General features: G+C 63.7%; 15 protein-coding genes and 1 tRNA gene. 13 read left to right on the forward strand and 3 right to left on the reverse strand.

Features of this window, described 5'->3' with window-relative positions:
* Positions 1 to 428 precede the first annotated feature (428 nt).
* From ACYQ2W_RS20950 to ACYQ2W_RS21005, 12 genes are all read left to right on the forward strand, one after another.
* Positions 429 to 1517 carry an acyltransferase family protein gene (locus ACYQ2W_RS20950; RefSeq protein WP_459871727.1) on the forward strand — a complete coding sequence of 363 codons (1089 nt, stop codon included), beginning with the start codon at positions 429 to 431 and terminating at the stop codon, positions 1515 to 1517.
* Positions 1518 to 1760: 243 nt separating this feature from the next.
* On the forward strand, positions 1761 to 3173 hold the full coding sequence (locus ACYQ2W_RS20955; protein ID WP_459871730.1) for an HD domain-containing phosphohydrolase: 1413 nt from the start codon (positions 1761 to 1763) through the stop codon (positions 3171 to 3173).
* A gap of 154 nt (positions 3174 to 3327) precedes the next feature.
* Positions 3328 to 5253, forward strand: a complete 1926-nt coding sequence (gene thrS / locus ACYQ2W_RS20960) for a threonine--tRNA ligase (RefSeq protein WP_459871733.1) — start codon at positions 3328 to 3330, stop codon at positions 5251 to 5253.
* Between the two features lie 22 nt (positions 5254 to 5275).
* A complete protein-coding gene (gene infC / locus ACYQ2W_RS20965) occupies positions 5276 to 5779 on the forward strand; it encodes a translation initiation factor IF-3 (protein ID WP_459871735.1) in 504 nt (167 codons plus the stop codon).
* An 89-nt stretch (positions 5780 to 5868) separates the two neighbouring features.
* On the forward strand, positions 5869 to 6060 hold the full coding sequence (gene rpmI / locus ACYQ2W_RS20970) for a 50S ribosomal protein L35 (RefSeq protein WP_459871738.1): 192 nt from the start codon (positions 5869 to 5871) through the stop codon (positions 6058 to 6060).
* A 15-nt stretch (positions 6061 to 6075) separates the two neighbouring features.
* A complete protein-coding gene (rplT, locus tag ACYQ2W_RS20975; protein ID WP_459871740.1) occupies positions 6076 to 6435 on the forward strand; it encodes a 50S ribosomal protein L20 in 360 nt (119 codons plus the stop codon).
* Between the two features lie 152 nt (positions 6436 to 6587).
* Positions 6588 to 7586 carry a phenylalanine--tRNA ligase subunit alpha gene (gene pheS / locus ACYQ2W_RS20980; RefSeq protein ID WP_459871766.1) on the forward strand — a complete coding sequence of 333 codons (999 nt, stop codon included), beginning with the start codon at positions 6588 to 6590 and terminating at the stop codon, positions 7584 to 7586.
* Positions 7587 to 7768: 182 nt separating this feature from the next.
* Positions 7769 to 10147, forward strand: a complete 2379-nt coding sequence (gene pheT, locus ACYQ2W_RS20985; protein WP_459871742.1) for a phenylalanine--tRNA ligase subunit beta — start codon at positions 7769 to 7771, stop codon at positions 10145 to 10147.
* A 4-nt stretch (positions 10148 to 10151) separates the two neighbouring features.
* On the forward strand, positions 10152 to 10451 hold the full coding sequence (ihfA, locus tag ACYQ2W_RS20990) for an integration host factor subunit alpha (RefSeq protein WP_459871745.1): 300 nt from the start codon (positions 10152 to 10154) through the stop codon (positions 10449 to 10451).
* On the forward strand, positions 10432 to 10788 hold the full coding sequence (locus ACYQ2W_RS20995) for a MerR family transcriptional regulator (protein ID WP_459871748.1): 357 nt from the start codon (positions 10432 to 10434) through the stop codon (positions 10786 to 10788). The genes ihfA and ACYQ2W_RS20995 overlap by 20 nt, the downstream gene beginning before the upstream one ends.
* A 171-nt stretch (positions 10789 to 10959) precedes the next feature.
* Positions 10960 to 11036: transfer RNA gene (locus tag ACYQ2W_RS21000), tRNA-Pro, on the forward strand.
* A 190-nt stretch (positions 11037 to 11226) separates the two neighbouring features.
* On the forward strand, positions 11227 to 12081 hold the full coding sequence (locus tag ACYQ2W_RS21005) for a flagellin N-terminal helical domain-containing protein (RefSeq protein ID WP_459871751.1): 855 nt from the start codon (positions 11227 to 11229) through the stop codon (positions 12079 to 12081).
* Between the two features lie 52 nt (positions 12082 to 12133).
* On the opposite strand, the gene ACYQ2W_RS21010 is transcribed toward ACYQ2W_RS21005, so the two are convergent.
* The 3 genes from ACYQ2W_RS21010 to ACYQ2W_RS21020 form a co-directional block, all read right to left on the reverse strand.
* On the reverse strand, positions 12134 to 13225 hold the full coding sequence (locus ACYQ2W_RS21010) for a Gfo/Idh/MocA family protein (RefSeq protein ID WP_459871754.1): 1092 nt from the start codon (positions 13223 to 13225) through the stop codon (positions 12134 to 12136).
* A gap of 10 nt (positions 13226 to 13235) precedes the next feature.
* Positions 13236 to 13562 carry a flagellar basal body rod protein FlgC gene (locus ACYQ2W_RS21015; protein WP_459871757.1) on the reverse strand — a complete coding sequence of 109 codons (327 nt, stop codon included), beginning with the start codon at positions 13560 to 13562 and terminating at the stop codon, positions 13236 to 13238.
* A gap of 218 nt (positions 13563 to 13780) precedes the next feature.
* Entirely contained in the window at positions 13781 to 15541 is a 1761-nt protein-coding gene (locus ACYQ2W_RS21020; RefSeq protein ID WP_459871760.1) for an SUMF1/EgtB/PvdO family nonheme iron enzyme, read from the reverse strand.
* 272 nt (positions 15542 to 15813) lie between these two features.
* On the opposite strand from ACYQ2W_RS21020, the gene ACYQ2W_RS21025 reads away from it, so the two are divergent.
* The coding region (locus ACYQ2W_RS21025; protein ID WP_459871763.1) for a methyl-accepting chemotaxis protein at positions 15814 to 17435 on the forward strand (1622 nt) is incomplete at its 3' end.

The raw sequence follows: 17435 nt of genomic DNA on the forward strand, positions 1-17435 counted from the left end.
TGCCGAAAAACCTTCTCCGGCAATTCTTCCACGACAGGTCGTAGGTCGCGGCTACCGCCGCGACGTGAATGGAAGCAGCGGGGCTTGATGTCGCACCACGCGTCCCGACCATCGCGGCCCTCCCGCCCGGAAAGGCCGGATCGAGACCAAACGACGGTGCCCCCGTTCGCGTCGCCCCAGTAGGGGCGACCTACGACGCCACTCTCCGCAGGGGACGAAGTGGAAACCACCGGCGTTTTTCCCGCCTCCCCATATCCCGGCAGGTTTCCGCGATTCTGCCGAGTCGGTTGGGCTTCCACGTGATCGATTACCTTGACGGGGCTTGAAGGGGCTGGGATACTTCTGTGTAAACGCTTGGATTTTATGTATTTTTTACTGAAGTCCCGGCTTTGCGCTCCCGCCTGATCCCCCGCTTGCAGAGTAGAAACGTGGCAACAAAAGCACATCGATACGCGTACCTCGACGGCATCCGCGGCGTGGCGGCCCTGTTCGTGGTCATGCGCCACACCACCGACCTGTGGGAGTTCGTCGTCTATCGCACCTATCTTGCGGTGGATATCTTCTTCATCCTCAGCGGCTTCGTCATCGCCAACGCCTACGGGCGGAAGATGGCGGAGGGCACCCTCTCGTTCAAAGGCTTCGTCCTGGTGCGTCTGGTCCGTCTCTATCCCGTCTATTTCATCTCGCTCTGCTTCGCCATTCCCCTCTACCTCTACGGACTCGCGGAACAGGGGACGCCCATGGCCACGCCGGAGGCGATGACCCTCATCGCGCTCTCCCTGCTGATCCTGCCAGGGGTGGCGATCCCGGAGGGGCTGCTCTTTCCGATCAACGGCCCCTATTGGTCGCTCTTCTACGAGCTGCTCGCCAACTTCCTCTACGCGGCGACCCGCCGCTGGCTCACCCGCAAGGTGCTGCTCTCGGTGATCGTCGTCTGCGGTCTGCTGCTCGCCGCCGCCGCGGTCTATCAGGGGAACATGGACTACGGCTTCATCTACGCGCCGCGGGGCTTCTTCGCCGGCCTGGTGCGCGCCTCCTACGGCATCTTCTTCGGCATCTTCCTCCACGCGCAGATGGGCCGGTGGAACATCCGCCCGCGGCCGTGGTTGGCGATCGCGTTGATCTGCGGGGTGTTCCTGATCCCCGAAATGGGCGGCCTCGATCCGCTGATCGACACCCTCGCGATCTGGTTCGTCTTCCCCGCCTGCGTGGTGCTGGCCGCCTCGACCACCATCGATCTGGACTCGAAGGTGACGCGGACGATGCTCTTTCTCGGCAGCGCGAGCTACCCGGTCTACGTCCTGCATGAGCCCCTCGGCCAGCTGGTGCTGATCGCCACCGACGGCTATGCCGCCACCTTCGCCCCCTACTCGGGTTGGATCTTCCTGATCCTGCTGGCGCCGCTGGCGTCGCTGCTGGAGCGGAGGGTCGACGAGCCAGCGCGCAAGTGGTTCGCCCGCACCTTCCTGAAAAAGGGGCCGTCCGTGTCGGCGGATGGTCCCCCGCAGGGTCCCTAACCGGCGGTGGAACCGAGCCCGGTTGATCCGCAGCGGGACGAGCGGGCCGTGAAGTGATCCCGAATAGGAGGGGCTTTCGTTCTTCCGGTGGTTTCGGTGCCGGCCTGCGGAACCGGCGCGTCGATCGGTGGGTCGAAGGGGCGTTTCCATCCCCCGTGGGTTGAGCGCCGGCCGCCATTCAGCTCGGTTTCATCCTGCTCGGGTTATCATTGGCCCCTACGTTCGACAACCGGCGTCTCTTCCATGATCCACTCCCTCTTCCGCCTCGGCCTGACTGCACGCATCGTCGGCCTGATCCTCGTCGTCTCCCTGTTCGGGGCCTGGTTGCAGGTCCTCCTGTCGGAGGATGTGATCGAGGGGGCCCTGTTGGAGGCGGCGAAAAAACAGGCGCTGGCGGTGTTGAGCGGGGTGGAACACGAGATCACCCGGTTGCCCGACCCCTCCAGTCGAGCTGCGCTCCAGGAACTGGTGGAGCAGCGGGCCTCTCACCGGGAGGAGTTGCTCGATTTCTCCATCCTCTCCCTCTACATCTTCTCCCTCGACGGCGAGATGGTGGCCAACTCCTCCGATCCATCGATCAAGACCAAGGACGTGGACTCCTACAAACGGGACACCCTCGAGAGGGGCGAGGTCTATCTGGGCGACGAGGTGGAGCGCTACCGCGATCCGGCCACCGGGGCGATGCTGGAGAAGGTGGACGTGATCCTGCCGGCGAAGTTGCCGGGGATCGGCACGGTGGGGATCGAGATGGAGATCGGTCTGGCGGAGACCCGCGGGATCATCCGTGGCCATGACGACAAGTACGAAGGGGAGGCGATGGTCCTGATTGGCGCCATCACGCTGATCACCGTGCTGCTGATCGGGTGGACGGTCCATCGTGGTCTGATCGGACCGATCAACCGCATCGAGGGGGTGACCGCGCGGATCGCCGACGGTGAGTTGGACGCGCGGGTCACGGGGCGGCTCCATCACGACGAACTGGGGCGGCTCGGCGGGGCGGTCAATCACATGGCGGAACGGCTGCAGCAGCTGATGCGCGAGCAGGAGCAGGCCTATCTGCAGATGATGCAGTCCCTGGCCAAGGCGCTGGAGGCGAAGGACAGCTATACCGCAGGCCATTCGGCGCGGGTCGCCAAGTACGCGGTGAAGCTGGCGCAGCACATCGGGATGGCGGAGGAGCAGGTGGCGGTCCTCAAGCGCGGGGCGCTGATGCACGACCTGGGCAAGATCGGCATCCCCGATGCGATCCTCAACAAACCAAGCGCGTTGAGCGATGCGGAATACGAGGAGATGCAGAAGCATCCGGTCTACACCGCGGCCATCATGCGCCCGCTGAAACGCTTCAAGGAGCACGCCGAGATCGCCGCCTGGCACCACGAGCGGTGGGACGGCAAGGGTTACCCCGACGGGCTGGCGGGGGAGGCGATCCCGCTGATGGCGCGGATCGTGGCGATCGCCGATACCTGGGATGCGATGACCGGCGATCGGGTCTACCGCAAGGGGATGCCGCGGGAGAAGGCGATCGCCATCCTCTCGTCGGAACGGGAGTCGGGGCAGTTCGAGCCGGGGCTGCTGGACGCCTTCCTGGCCATGGTGAGCGATGAAGGCCAGGTTCACCAGCAGGTGCAGGAGGATATCGCCCGCGCCACCGGGTGACTCTTCCGTGCATCGGGGGAGGCGGCGGCGCAACCGCCCTTTCTATCATCGGTGAACTTGGTTAGAATTCCCCAACCATTTCAAGGCACTGCCCCGCCGCTACGAACGCGTGGGGCAGTGCCTTTTCCGTTGCGATCATCAAGGTAGGGGTTCCATGCCGGTTATCACGCTGCCCGACGGCACGAAGAGAGAGTTCGACGCTCCGGTGACGGTCCACGACGTGGCCGCCGCCATCGGTCCCGGTCTGGCCAAGGCCGCGCTGGCGGGCAAGGTCGATGGCAAGCTGGTGGATACCTCCCACGCGATGGCGGCGGATGCGACGCTGGCGATCATTACCGAGCGTGACGAGGAGGGGTTGGAGGTGATCCGCCACTCCACCGCCCACCTGTTGGCCCAGGCGGTGAAAAGCCTCTTTCCCGCCGCCCAGGTGACCATCGGCCCGGTGATCGAGGACGGCTTCTACTACGACTTCTCTTTCGAGCGCCCCTTCACGCCGGAAGACCTGGAGGCGATCGAGCAGAAGATGGCCGAGCTGGTCAAGCAGGATTTTCCGGTGGAACGCTCGCTGATGGGTCGTGACGAGGCGATCGCCTTCTTCTCCGGTATGGGCGAGAAGTACAAGGCGGAGATCATCGGCGACATCCCGGCCGGCGAGAACATTTCGCTCTACCGGCAGGGCGATTTCATCGACCTCTGCCGCGGCCCCCACGTCCCCTCCATCGGCCGGCTGAAGGCGTTCAAGCTGATGAAGGTGGCCGGAGCCTACTGGCGCGGCGATTCGAAAAACGAGATGCTGCAGCGCATTTACGGTACCGCCTGGACCGACAAGAAGGCGCTGAAGGCCTATCTCAACCGGCTGGCCGAGGCGGAGAAGCGCGACCACCGCAAGATCGGCAAGGCGATGGACCTGTTCCACACCCAGCCGGAGGCGCCGGGCCTGGTCTTCTGGCACGACAAGGGGTGGATCGTCTACCAGCAGGTGGAGCAGTACGTGCGTAGCGTGCTGCGTGCCAACGGCTACCAGGAGGTGCGCACTCCGCCGATGGCCGATCGTTCCCTGTGGGAGCGCTCGGGGCACTGGGCCAAGTTCCAGTCCGACATGTTCACCACCCAGGCGGAGAATCGCGACTACGCGATCAAGCCGATGAACTGCCCCTGTCACATCCAGATCTACAACCAGGGGCTGAAGAGCTACCGCGACCTGCCGCTGCGCATGGCCGAGTTTGGCTCCTGCCTGCGCAACGAGCCTTCCGGCACCCTGCACGGTCTGATGCGGGTGCGCGGCTTCACCCAGGACGATGCCCATATCTTCTGTACCGAGGGGCAGATCCAGTCGGAGGTCTCCGCCTTCATCGATCTGCTCTACAGCGTCTACGCCGACTTCGGCTTCACCGAGGTGGAGATCAAGCTCTCCACCCGCCCGGAGGACCGGGTCGGTTCCGATGAGGTGTGGGACAAGGCGGAGCAGGCGCTGGAGGAGGCGCTCAATGCCAAGGGGCTGGCGTGGGAGCTGCAGCCGGGCGAGGGGGCGTTCTACGGGCCGAAGATCGAGTTCTCCCTGCGCGACTGCCTCAACCGGGTTTGGCAGTGCGGTACCATCCAGGTGGACTTCTCCATGCCGGGGCGGCTGGATGCGGAATACGTGGCCGAAGACGGCACCAAGCAGGTGCCGGTGATGCTCCATCGCGCCATTCTCGGTTCGCTCGAGCGTTTCATCGGTATCCTGATCGAGCACCACGAGGGCAAGTTCCCGCTCTGGCTGGCGCCGGTGCAGGCGGCGGTGCTGAATATCACCGACGCCCAGGCGGACTACGTGAAGCAGGTGGAAGCGACCTTGAAAAAGAACGGCTTGCGGGTCATTTCGGACTTGAGAAACGAAAAGATCGGCTTTAAAATCCGCGAGCACACGATTCAACGGGTTCCCTATCTCCTCGTCGTTGGCGATCGCGAGATGGAATCCGGCCTAGTGGCCGTGCGTACGCAGGGCGGTAAGGATCTCGGCAGCTTCCCCGTAGAGGAATTGGCTGCCAAACTTGCCGGGGAGTCTGCGTGCCACGGTCGTACTTGTTTGGAGGATTAGAATTATCGCTGCTGTAAAAGATGTGCGCCGAAACGACCAGATCACCTCCCGCGAGGTGCGATTGATCGACGCCGAAGGTGAACAGGCGGGGGTCGTTTCCCTGGAACAGGCGCTTCAGCAGGCCGACGAGTCCGGTTTGGACCTCGTCGAGGTTTCTCCGACCGCGGTGCCGCCGGTCTGCCGGATCATGGATTTCGGCAAGTACAAGTTCGAGCACAACAAGCGGCTGCACTCTGCGAAGAAGAAACAGAAGCAGATGCAGATCAAGGAGGTCAAGTTTCGTCCGGGTACGGACATCGGGGATTACCAGGTCAAACTGCGTAACCTCTCTCGTTTTCTCGAAGCCGGCGACAAGACCAAGATCACCTTGCGCTTTCGCGGCCGGGAAATGGCGCACCAGGAGCTGGGCCTCCAGCTCCTCCAGCGGGTCGAGACCGACCTGGAAGAGCTGGGCACCGTCGAGCAGCGGCCGAAGATGGAAGGCCGTCAGATGGTGATGGTGATCGCGCCGAAAAAGAAGAAGTAGCGAGTACCGAAAGCACGGGCGCCCCGTCTCGGCGGACTGCCCGACACTCTCTGCTTTGTCATTAACGACCCTGTTCGGAGCATTTTGTCATGCCGAAGATGAAGTCCAATCGCGGTGCCGCGAAGCGGTTCAAGAAGACCGCCGGTGGCATCAAGCGCGGTCAGAGCCACCGCCGCCACATCCTCACCAAGAAGAGCACCAAGCGGAAACGCCACCTGCGCTCTCCCTCCATGGTTGCCAAGGCCGACGTGCGCATGGCGACCCGTATGCTCTGCGATTAAGGGGGGATTGGATCAATGGCTCGAGTGAAACGTGGTGTCCAGGCCCGTGCCCGTCACAAGAAGATCCTCGCCAAGGCGAAGGGTTATTACGGTCGTCGCAAGAACGTCTTCCGCGTCGCCAAGCAGGCGGTGATCAAGGCCGGCCAGTACGCCTATCGCGACCGTCGTCAGCGCAAACGCCAGTTCCGTGCCCTGTGGATCGCCCGCATCAACGCCGGCGCGCGCGAGTGCGGTATCTCCTACAGCCGCCTGATCGGCGGTTTGAAGAAGGCCGGAATCGAGATCGATCGCAAGGTGCTCTCCGATATCGCCATCTTCGACAAGCAGGGCTTTGCCGCCGTGGCCGACAAGGCCAAGGCCGCCCTCGCTGCGTAGATCGACGATAGGTGCCCTCCCGCTTGTGGGGAGGGCGGAGACGCAAATAGGGGAAAGGTCTTCGGTCCTTTCCCCTATTTGTTTCTGAGGGCTGGGATGCGGTTCCCGTTCCCCATCAGCTGAGAGTTGTGGTTGTGAAAGAACTAGCGGACATGGTGCAGGCGGCGGAGCGGGCGGTGGCCGACGCCGGGGATCTTCCGGCCCTCGACCAGGTGCGGGTGGCGTATCTGGGCAAGAAGGGCTCGCTGGCCGAGTTGCGCAAGGGGCTGGGCAAGCTCCCGCCGGAGGAGCGGCCGGCCGCCGGCAAGGCGGTGACCGATGCGATCAAGGCGCTGCAGGAGGCGATCGAGGCGCGTCACGGGGTGCTGGCCGAAGCGGCGTTGAGCGCACGTCTGGCTGCCGAGCGCGTGGACGTCTCCCTGCCCGGGCGCGGCCAACAGGGCGGCGGGCTCCATCCGGTGACCCGCACCCTGGAGCGCATCGAGGGGCTGTTCCGCTCGATGGGCTACGAGGTGGCCGAGGGGCCGGAGATCGAGGACGACTACCACAACTTCGAGGCCCTCAACATCCCCGCCAGCCATCCGGCGCGGGCGATGCACGACACCTTCTACTTCGATCCCCATACCCTGCTGCGTACCCACACCTCGCCGGTGCAGATCCGGGTGATGGAGCATCGCGGGCCGCCGCTCAAGCTGATCGCCCCCGGGCGGGTCTACCGTTGCGATTCCGATGTCACCCATACCCCGATGTTTCATCAGGTGGAGGGGTTGCTGGTGGATCACAACGTCAGTTTTGCCGAGCTGAAGGGGGTGCTGCACGACTTTCTGCGCAGCTTCTTCGAGCGGGACCTGGCGGTGCGTTTTCGTCCCTCCTATTTCCCCTTCACCGAGCCCTCTGCCGAGGCGGATATCCAGTGTGTGATCTGTGGCGGCGACGGGTGTCGGGTATGCAAGGGGAGTGGCTGGATCGAGATCCTTGGCTGCGGCATGGTTCACCCCAAGGTGTTCGAATACGCCGGTATCGACAATGAGCAGTACACCGGGTTTGCCTTCGGTCTCGGCGTGGAGCGGATGGCGATGCTGCGCTACGGGGTCAACGACCTGCGCCTCTTCTTCGACAACGACCTGCGCTTCCTCAGGCAGTTTCGTTAAACGGCGGCACTGGAACGCAGAGGACGCAGAGACGCGGAGAACGCGGAGTTTTCTCGGCTGCGCCTCTTCTGCCCGAATTGACGATATTGCGAGGGGGTGGGGTAGGGAATGTCTGGTTCGTCTTTCTTTGCGAACTCTGCGTTCTCCGCGTCCTCTGCGTTGAACATCCACGGTGAAATAGTATGAAGTTCAGTGAAAAGTGGCTGCGTGAGTGGGTCGACCCGCAGGTCTCCAGCGAGGAGCTGGCCGAGCAGTTGACCATGGCGGGGCTCGAGGTGGATTCGGTGGAGCCGGCCGCGGCCGCCTTTTCCAAGGTGGTGGTGGGGCATGTGCTCGCCGTCGAGAAACACCCGGACGCCGACAAGCTCAATGTCTGCAAGGTCGATGTGGGGGAGGGGGAGCCGCTGCAGATCGTTTGCGGCGCAGCCAATGTCCACGTCGGGATGAAGGCCCCCACCGCGCTGGTCGGCGCGGTGTTGCCCGGCGACTTCAAGATCAAGAAATCCAAGCTGCGCGGTGTTCCCTCCCACGGCATGCTCTGCTCGGCGGTGGAGATCGGCATGGCGGAGTCGGCCGATGGCCTGCTGCCTCTCGCCGAGGACGCCGAGGTGGGGCGCGATGTCCGCGATCACTTCGATCTCGACGACACGATCATCGAGGTGGATCTGACGCCCAATCGGGGCGACTGCCTCGGCATGGCCGGCATCGCTCGCGAGGTGGGGGTGCTGAACAGCTGTCCGGTTGTCGCGCCTTCGATTCCCGAAATCGGGGCGGCCATCGATGACTCCTTTCCGGTGGCGGTGGAGGTCCCCGCCGATTGCCCCCGTTATGTGGGGCGGGTGGTTCGCGGCCTCGATCCGATGGCGCAAACCCCGCCGTGGATGGTCGAGCGGCTGCGTCGTGGCGGTATCCGCTCCCTTGGCCTGCTGGTGGACGTGACCAACTACGTGTTGCTCGAGTTGGGGCAGCCGATGCACGCCTTCGACCTGCGTCGCCTCGATGGTGGAATCCGTGTTCGTCGCGCTGTCGCCGGTGAGCACCTCACCCTGCTCGATGGCAAGGAGATCGAGCTGGACGAGGAGACCCTGGTGATCGCCGACGAGGCCAAGGTGCTGGCGCTTGCCGGCATCATGGGTGGAGAGGCGAGCGGGGTGGCGGACGACACCGATACCATCTTCCTGGAGAGCGCCTTCTTTGCTCCGGAAGTGATCGCCGGCCGCGCACGCCGTTACGGGTTGGCCACCGACTCTTCCTACCGCTTCGAGCGCGGTGTCGATCCGCAGTTGCAGCGCCGCGCGGCGGAGCGCGCCACCGGGTTGCTGCTGGCGATCGCCGGCGGTGAGGCCGGGCCGTTGGTGGAGGTCTGTTCCGAGGTGCATCTGCCTGCCAAGGCGCCGGTGGTTCTGCGTCGCGAGCGGATCCGCCGTCTCCTCGGCATCGTCCTGGAGGACGATCGGGTCGTTGAGATTCTGGAGCGGGCGGGGATGACGGTGGAGGCGGTCGATGGCGGATGGCGGGTGGTGCCTCCCAGCTTCCGCTTCGATATCACCATCGAGGCCGATCTGATCGAAGAGCTGGGGCGGATCCACGGCTACAACAATATCCCCGCGCACTATCCGGAGGGTGCGCAGCGAATCCTTCCGCTCGCCGAAGGGGAGACCGGGCTGGCACGCCTGCGTGCGGTGCTGGTGGATCGTGGCTACCAGGAGGCGATCACCTATAGCTTCGTCGACCCGGAGATTCAGGCATTGCTCGACCCGCAGGGAGAGGGGGTGCGGTTGGCCAATCCCATCTCCAGTGATCTGTCGGTGATGCGCACTACCCTCTGGCCAGGTCTGGTAAAGGCGTTGCAATACAATGTGGCGCGCCAACAGGAGCGGGTCCGCCTATTTGAGACAGGTTTGAGCTTTGTTAAGCAAGGCGATGAAATTATTCAGGAAAAATATCTGTCTGGTGTGCTCTGTGGAGGCGTCGAACCGGAGCAGTGGGGGCTCCCCTCGCGAACGGTGGATTTCTTCGACGCAAAGGGGGACGTGGAGGTGCTGTTGAGTCTTGGCGGGGGAGGGGAGCGCTTTCGGTTCGTCCCGGAGAACCATCCGGCACTTCATCCCGGGCAGTCCGCACGCGTCCTGTGTGGTGATGAGGCGGTCGGTTGGGTGGGGGCGCTCCACCCTTCGCTGGAGCAGCGGATTGATCTCCCGGGGCGGTGCTATCTATTTGAAATTTCGTTAAAGTATGTCGTCGAAGGGGGGGTGCCCGAATTCCGTCCGCTATCCAAGTTTCCGGCCATTCGCCGGGACTTGGCGGTGGTGGTGGATGAGGCGACCGCGGCCGGCGAGATCCGTGCCGCGGTGCTCGATGCGGCGGGTCCGCTGCTCGAATCCCTGGTGCTGTTCGATGTCTATCAGGGCAAGGGGGTAGAATCGGGACGAAAAAGCCTAGCTTTAGGTTTGATTTTACAGGATTCTTCCCGCACACTAACGGACGATGACGTGGAGGGGGTCACCCGTGCCGTGGTGGCCGTTTTAGAAGAAAAATTCGGCGCTAGTCTGAGAGATTAGAACTATGACGTTGACCAAGGCCACGATGGCTGAGCGTCTATTTGAGGAACTGGGCTTGAACAAGCGTGAGGCCAAGGAGTTGGTCGAGATGTTCTTCGAAGAGATTCGGACCTCGCTGGAATCGGGTCGACAGGTAAAACTCTCCGGGTTTGGCAATTTTGATCTTCGTGAGAAGAATCAGCGCCCCGGCCGCAACCCGAAGACCGGCGAGGAGATCCCGATCACCGCCCGGCGCGTGGTGACGTTTCGTCCTGGGCAGAAACTGAAGGCACGGGTGGAGGCCTATGCTGGAAGCGAACAGTGAGATCGAGCTGCCGGCGATCCCGGGGAAACGCTATTTCACCATCGGAGAGGTGAGCGAGCTTTGCCAGGTGAAGCCTCATGTGCTCCGCTATTGGGAGCAGGAGTTTCCTCAGCTCAAGCCGGTCAAGCGGCGCGGCAATCGCCGTTATTATCAGCGCCAGGATGTGCTGATGATCCGTCAGATTCGCAGCCTGCTCTACGATCAGGGCTTTACCATTGGTGGTGCTCGCCAGCGCCTTTCGGGGGACGAGGCGAAGGACGACCTTACTCAGAGCACCCAGATCGTACGTCAGTTGCGGGGTGAGCTGGAAGAGTTGTTGCAAATCCTCAAGCGGTGAGGGGCGATGTTCGGGATGGCCCGGGAAGCGGGAAGTTACCGTTCGGTTTTCCCGCTTTTTTCGTTAGGGCTCGATGAAAGGCGAAAAATCCCACTTTTCCTCGGCGCCAGGGTTGTAAATGGATGAGTCTGTGGTATTATTCCGGCCCTCGTCGATCTGACGGAAACATTTCGGGGCGTAGCGCAGCCTGGTAGCGCACCTGCATGGGGTGCAGGTGGTCGGAGGTTCAAATCCTCTCGCCCCGACCAAAATCACCGAAAGGGCCACGCCTCGGCGTGGCCCTTTTTCGTTTGGAGGATCCCCCGCTGGTCGGGTCAGCTGCGCCGCTCGGCAGCTCTCTTGATTTCTTTAGTGCGGGATTTCGGGTTCTCGGCTACGATTGGGGCATCGAATCAAGCCGTTTGTGCTGGTGATATCAGCCGACAGGGAGCGGAGACCATGTCCCTTGCCATCAATACCAATGTGTCGAGCCTGAATGGCCAGCACAACCTGAACAAGACCCAGCAGGGATTGCAGGGGGTGTTGCAGCAGCTTTCGTCGGGGCTGCGGATCAACAGCGCGAAGGACGACGCCGCCGGGCTGGCGATCAGCACGCTATTCTCCGCGCAGATCGGCGGTCTCAATCAGGCCTTCCGCAACGCCAACGACGGGATCTCGATGGCGCAGGTGGGCGAGGGCGCCCTGGGTGGGGTGACCGAGAAACTCCAACGGATGCGGGACTTGGCGGTGCAGTCCTCCAACGGCACCTACTCCGCCTCCGATCGCGCCTCGATGCAGAAGGAGGTGGCGGCACTCCAGGCCGAAATCGGCCGGGTGATCGATGCCACCGAATTCAATGGCCAGAAGGTGCTGGCGACCAGCGGTTCGGTCGATATCCAGGTGGGGGCCGGCGGGACGAGTGGGGTGGATACCATTCAGGTGAATACCGCCAACCTTGCCGGGACCACCGGCAACGGAATCGGCAGCGCCTTGGGCGGCAACCTGAACATCTCCACCCAGGGGGGGGCGCAGAGCGCCATCTCGATGATCGACCGGATGCTCGATCGGGTGAGTTCCATGCGTGCCGATTACGGGGCGGTTCAGAACCGCTTCGAGTCCTCCATGAGCAACCTCTCCAACGTGGCGATGAACCTCTCCGCGTCGAATAGCCGGATCACCGATGCCGACTACGCGCAGACTACTGCCGAGCAGACCCGTTTGATGATCCTGCAGCGCGCCGGTGTCGCCATGATGGGACAGGCCAATGCGGTGCCGCAGTTCGCCCTCAACCTGCTGGGGGATCGTGTGGGCTGAGGCGGCAGGACTGCCGTTCCAACAGGGGTCGCAGAGGCGGCCCTTTTTCGTTTCAGCGGCTGGGGACGTAGAGCTCGGCGGGCGTCTCATCCAAGCGCACCGGCCTGTTGCCGTGGTGGTGGCTGTGGTGCATCGCCAGGGCGACGGCGAGCGCATGGCGGCCTTCGTCGACGCCGCAGCGAGGCCTTTTCCTATGAAGGGTCGCGTTCACCAGATCGGCGGCCGCGGCGGCCCAGGGGTTTCGCGGTGCGGGGGTGGGAAATGGGGTTGGTTCCAATTCCGCGAAGTCGCTGTAGCGCTGGGACTCCGCCGTGGTCCATAGCTCGGATTGGCTGTTGCCGATGCGGATCATGCCGTAGCTGCCGAGCAGCTCGAATTCGAAACGGAAATAGCCTTTGCTGTGGCCGTGGATGACCGCGTCGATGCCGTTGCGAAAGCGCAGCAGGGCCAACCCGCCGAAGTCCTCGACCATCTCCCTGCTGCCGAAGCGGTAGCCGCTCTGCCCGTTGTGTGCGTCGTCACTGTCGAGCCACGCCTGCACCGTCGCCACCTCACCACACCAGTCGTGCAGGACGTCGAAGGCGTGGGTACCGGTGTGCAGCATGTTTCCCGAAAAGTGGACGTTGATCGATTCGAGGGCGCCGATGGCTCCTCCTTCGAGTAGCTGTCTGACCTTGTCGTAGCGAGGTTCCCAGCGGCGCATGAACGACACGATGAGGGCCGTGTCGTGGGCGTTTAGCGCGGCGGCCATGGCGTCCGCCTCTTTCAGTGACGCGGCCATCGCCTTCTCGCACCAAATTCCGCGGACCCCGGCCCCGGCGGCGGCCTGGACCATCTCGCACCGCTCGGTGGCATAGGCGCAGACGCTCAACAGATCGATCCGCTCCCGTTCCAGCATCTCTTGATAGTCGGTGTAGAGGCGGATTCCAGGGTAGTGCTCGGCGAAAGCGCTGCGCCGCTCTTCTTCGTCGTCGCAGCCGGCGACCAGTTGGGTTTCGGGCAGCGATTGCCAGGCGCCGATATGGCTGCACGGTTTGCCCCGCAACGGGTCCAGCTCCAACTCCCAGGCAACGCGCCCCAGGCCGATGATGCCGACCCGCAGTGGCGGCGTGGGTGTCGCCCGCACGTGGGGCTCTTCGTGCATCGGTGGGAGGTTACATCGGTCGCAAGCGGTTGAGGAAGAAGTCCTGGGCGGTGCCCTGGACTTCGATCATGCGGACATTGGCCTCGAAGGCGCGTTGGGCGGCAACCGCCTCCACCAGTTCGGCGGGCAGCTCCACGTCCGCCGGCGCTTCGGGTGTGCTGGCGGGGCGGGGCTGTTCGATGTCGGCCACCTGGACCCCGCCGGTGCCGCGTTGGGTGGCCAGCAGGGCGCGATAGAAGGAGTAGCCCGGCGTTTCGACATTGGCGATGTTGTTGGAGGCGACCTCCAGCCGTGCCATCTGGGCTCGAATGCCGGTCAGGGAGATGTCGTAGGCCATGGGGTGAACCGCGTTTTGCCGCTATCAATCAGTTTAGCGGCGCGTGGGCGAAGGGCTTGAGGGGCGCGGAAAAAATAGGTTATCCCCAACTCGCTGGTCTCGCGGCCCGTCTTCGGCGTTGCGCAAAGGGTTGCATACAACGAGTATGCGCCCCTTTGCGCGCCTTGCCGGACGGGCATCTCGACGCCCCAAAACAGGAAGTTATTCTTTCGCAAGCCCTAAGGGAAATCGCGGGCGACGCGGAAACCGATGTCTTCCAGGGTGGTGTCCGGGCTGAAGTGGGCGCGGGCTGCGGTCCGTAGGGCGGAGGAGGCGTTGGCGTAGGAGCCGCCGCGGGCGATGCGTTGATCGCAGCCCTCCTCCTCCCAGGCGGAGCCGTCGCGGGGGGCGTTGTTGTAGTTGGGGTGGTAGCAGTCGCGGACCCATTCGGCGACGTTTCCGGAGGTGTCATAGACGCCGTACGGGTTGGGTTGGAAGCTGCCGATGGGCAGCGGGCTGACTGGGCCCAGCTGCTCGCCGCAGTCGAAGCAGCGGGCGAAACCCTTCTCGGCGCGGTATCCCCACCAGTAGTGCGTGGTGGTGGCCGCGCCGGCGGCATATTCCCACTCCGCCTCACTCGGCAGCCGGTAGTGATGTCCCGTCTGTTCGCTGAGCCAGTCGGTGTAGGCGAGGGCGTCCCCCCAGCTGATGCCGGTGATCGGGGTGTTTTGTGGGTCGCTGTCCCAGATCTCGTTGACGGCGCGGTCGGTCGCTTCGGCGAAGCGGCGGTATTCGGCCACCGTCAATTCATAGCGGCCCATGGCGAAGCCGGGGACGGTGACGGAGTGAGGGGGGTATTCGTCCTTGGCGCGCGGGTCCTGCGGGCGGCCCATTACGAAGTGGCCGGCAACGATTTCGACCATCTCGGGTCCCTCTGCGCCGTCTCTCAGAGTATCCCTGAATTCTCTGATTTCCTTGGGCAGCGGCGCACGCAGCTCGGCCTCGACGAGCGGCTTCCGGGCCTCCCGGGTCGGTTGGGGGGATAGTGGGTCGCCGGTGGCAACCGCGGCTTCCGCGGTGGGCGGCGGGGGCGGTGTGGATTTTGCGATGAAATAGTAGCTGCCTCCCGCGGCAACGGCGAGCAGGACCAGTCCTCCGGCCAGCAACGGCAGTCGTCTTCGCTCATTGGCCGGGGGGGTGGGTACGGTCGTCCCGTTCGCGTTGCGTTGGACCGTCGCTGCTCCCCGGACCTCGATGACCGCAACCGTGGTGTTGTCCTGGCGGGGCTTGCCGGCCTGCTCGACGGTCTCCACCAGCCGTTGGGCGAACGCCCCCGGTGGAATGCCGGCGTCGAAGCGCAGGGCCAGCTCCTCGCGGGCGATGGTGTCCAGCCCATCGCTGGCCAGCACCAGTCGGTCGCGGGTCTTCAGCGGCAACGGCTCGCTCGGCAGATCGACCATCGGGATGCGCTCGCCCACTACGGCGCTCATCAGCATGTTGCGCGGCAGGTTTTGCGCGTTGGCCGGGTTTTCGCCCTTCGCCTCAAGCGTGTCCAGATAGCCACCATAGCTGTGGTCGGCGTTGAGTTTGCTGACCCGGTTGTCGCGCAGCAGGTAGAGGTGGCTGTCTCCGACGCTCACCCACCATGCCCGCTGGTTTTCGCATAGCACCGCGACCACCGTACACCCCATGCCGTGGTAGGCGGGGTTGGACGCGGCCGACTCGCCCACCGCCCGGTTGGCAAAGTCGAGGGCCTCGCCGAGGAGTTGCGACGGGGGGCCGAGGAGGCCGGGTTGGGTGAAGAAGTCGCGGAACCGGTTGACCACGATTTCGCTGGCGACCTGTCCGGCGGCATGTCCACCCATGCCGTCGGCGAGAATGACCAGAACCCGCTCGGCCCGCTCCTCGTTTCCTTCGAGGGGGACGATGAGAAAGGCGTCCTCCTGGTTCTCCCGCTGGCCGACGATCTGGCGGCCATCGCTGACGAAAAGTTGGCTCATGGAAGTCCGGCTCCACCGGGGCCTTCGGTGCGGCATTCTTGATGGGGGGGATAACAGCTTGTGTTACACTTTGGTAAAGTTTATCCAATCCAGTCTGATTCGGCTAAAAAATATCAAGTATGGCGGTGACGCGGCGGTGATTTCCCGGTCGATCCGTTCGCTACGGTGACGGTTGATGGCATCGATGGCGAGGGGGCCGGCGAGCGGAATCCATGGTGGATCCACCGCTTCTTGCTGATCGGCATGCCCTCTTTGGGGAGTGTTGGAACGCTATGTTCGATCACATCTACGATTTCAAGATCGGTGTCCGCTTCGTCACCGCCCTTCTGATCCTTCTGGTCGTCTCCGCCGTCGGGACCATCATGTGGGCCTCCGAGGAGCAGGAGCGCACCGCCATCCTCCAGGCCCAGGACTTCTCCGTCAGCGTCCATCAGATGACCATGGCCGGGCTCACCGGAATGATGTTCACCGGCAACATGGGGCAGCGGGCGCTGTTTCTCGATCAGATCAAGGAATCCAACAACATTCACTACCTGCGCATGGTGCGCGGGGAGGCGGTGAGCAAATTCTTCGGTCCGGGGACGGAAGAGGAGAAACCGCAGGACGAGATCGAACGGGAGGTGCTGCGTAGCGGAGGGGCCTTTTCCAAGGTGATCGATTTCGAAGGGAAGCCCGCTTTGAGGGTGGTGATACCGGCGATCGCCTCCACCAACTATCTCGGCAAGAACTGCCTGATGTGCCACACCGTCACCGAGGGTACGGTCCTCGGTGCGGTGAGCATGATGTTCTCCCTCGACAAGGTACACGACTCGGTGGCCGAGTTCCGCATGAAGGTCGCCCTGGCCACCGGCGGTTTCTCGTTGCTGGTGTTGCTGGTCGTCTACTGGGGGACCACCCATTACATCACCCGTCCGTTGAACGAGTTGACCGAAGGGCTGCGGGTCATCGCCGAAGGGGAGGGGGATCTCACTCGCCGCCTGAGGGTGCGTGGAAACGACGAGATCGCCCAGTCGGCCGGGGTCTTCAATCAGGTGATGGACAAGTTCTGCGACCTGATCCTCCATGTACGCGACTCCGCCGATCAGGTTGCAGAAGCTTCCAAGTCGGTGCTGGCCACGACCCATGAGGTGGCCGAACGCTCTGCCCTGCAGCAGGAGATCTCCATCACCTCCTCCCGTTCGGTGGAAGGAATCACCGAACGGATGGAGTCGGTGGCGGACAACATCGATCAGGTGCAGAAGCTGGCCCACGACAGTCTCGGGAAGACTCGCGAAAGCAACTACAACATCAACCAGCTGGCCGATCAGGTCGATCGGGTGGAGCAGGCGGTGGGGCAGATCGCCACCTCGGTGGGGGCGTTCATCCAGAACACCAGCTCCATCACCGAGATGACCGGGCAGGTGCGGGATATCGCCGAGCAGACCAACATGCTGGCGCTGAATGCGGCCATCGAGGCGGCGCGCGCCGGCGAGCAGGGGCGGGGGTTCGCAGTGGTCGCCGACGAGGTACGTACCCTGGCCGAAAAATCGGCTCAGTCGGCCAATCAGATCGACGACGTCACCCGGGAGCTGACCCGCCAGTCCAAGCAGGTGGAGGAGTCGATCGACAACGGACTCCGGCATCTGGCTTCCAGTCGTGAGACGATGAACGCGGTGACCACCGAACTGAACGATGCCACCGGTTCGGTGGAGACGCTGGTGGGTGACCTGGACGAAATCGCCGAGGCCGGTGAGGCGCAACGGGGGGCGAGCCGCGATCTCGCCATCCACGTGGACTCGATCGCCGCGATGGCCTCCGAGAACAGCGAGCGCGCCACCGCGACCGAACGCTCCGTGGAACACCTGGAGAGCCTGGCGGAGGGGCTACAGGATACCGTGCGGCGTTTTCGGGTGGA

It is taken from the genome of Endothiovibrio diazotrophicus (assembly GCF_054657215.1).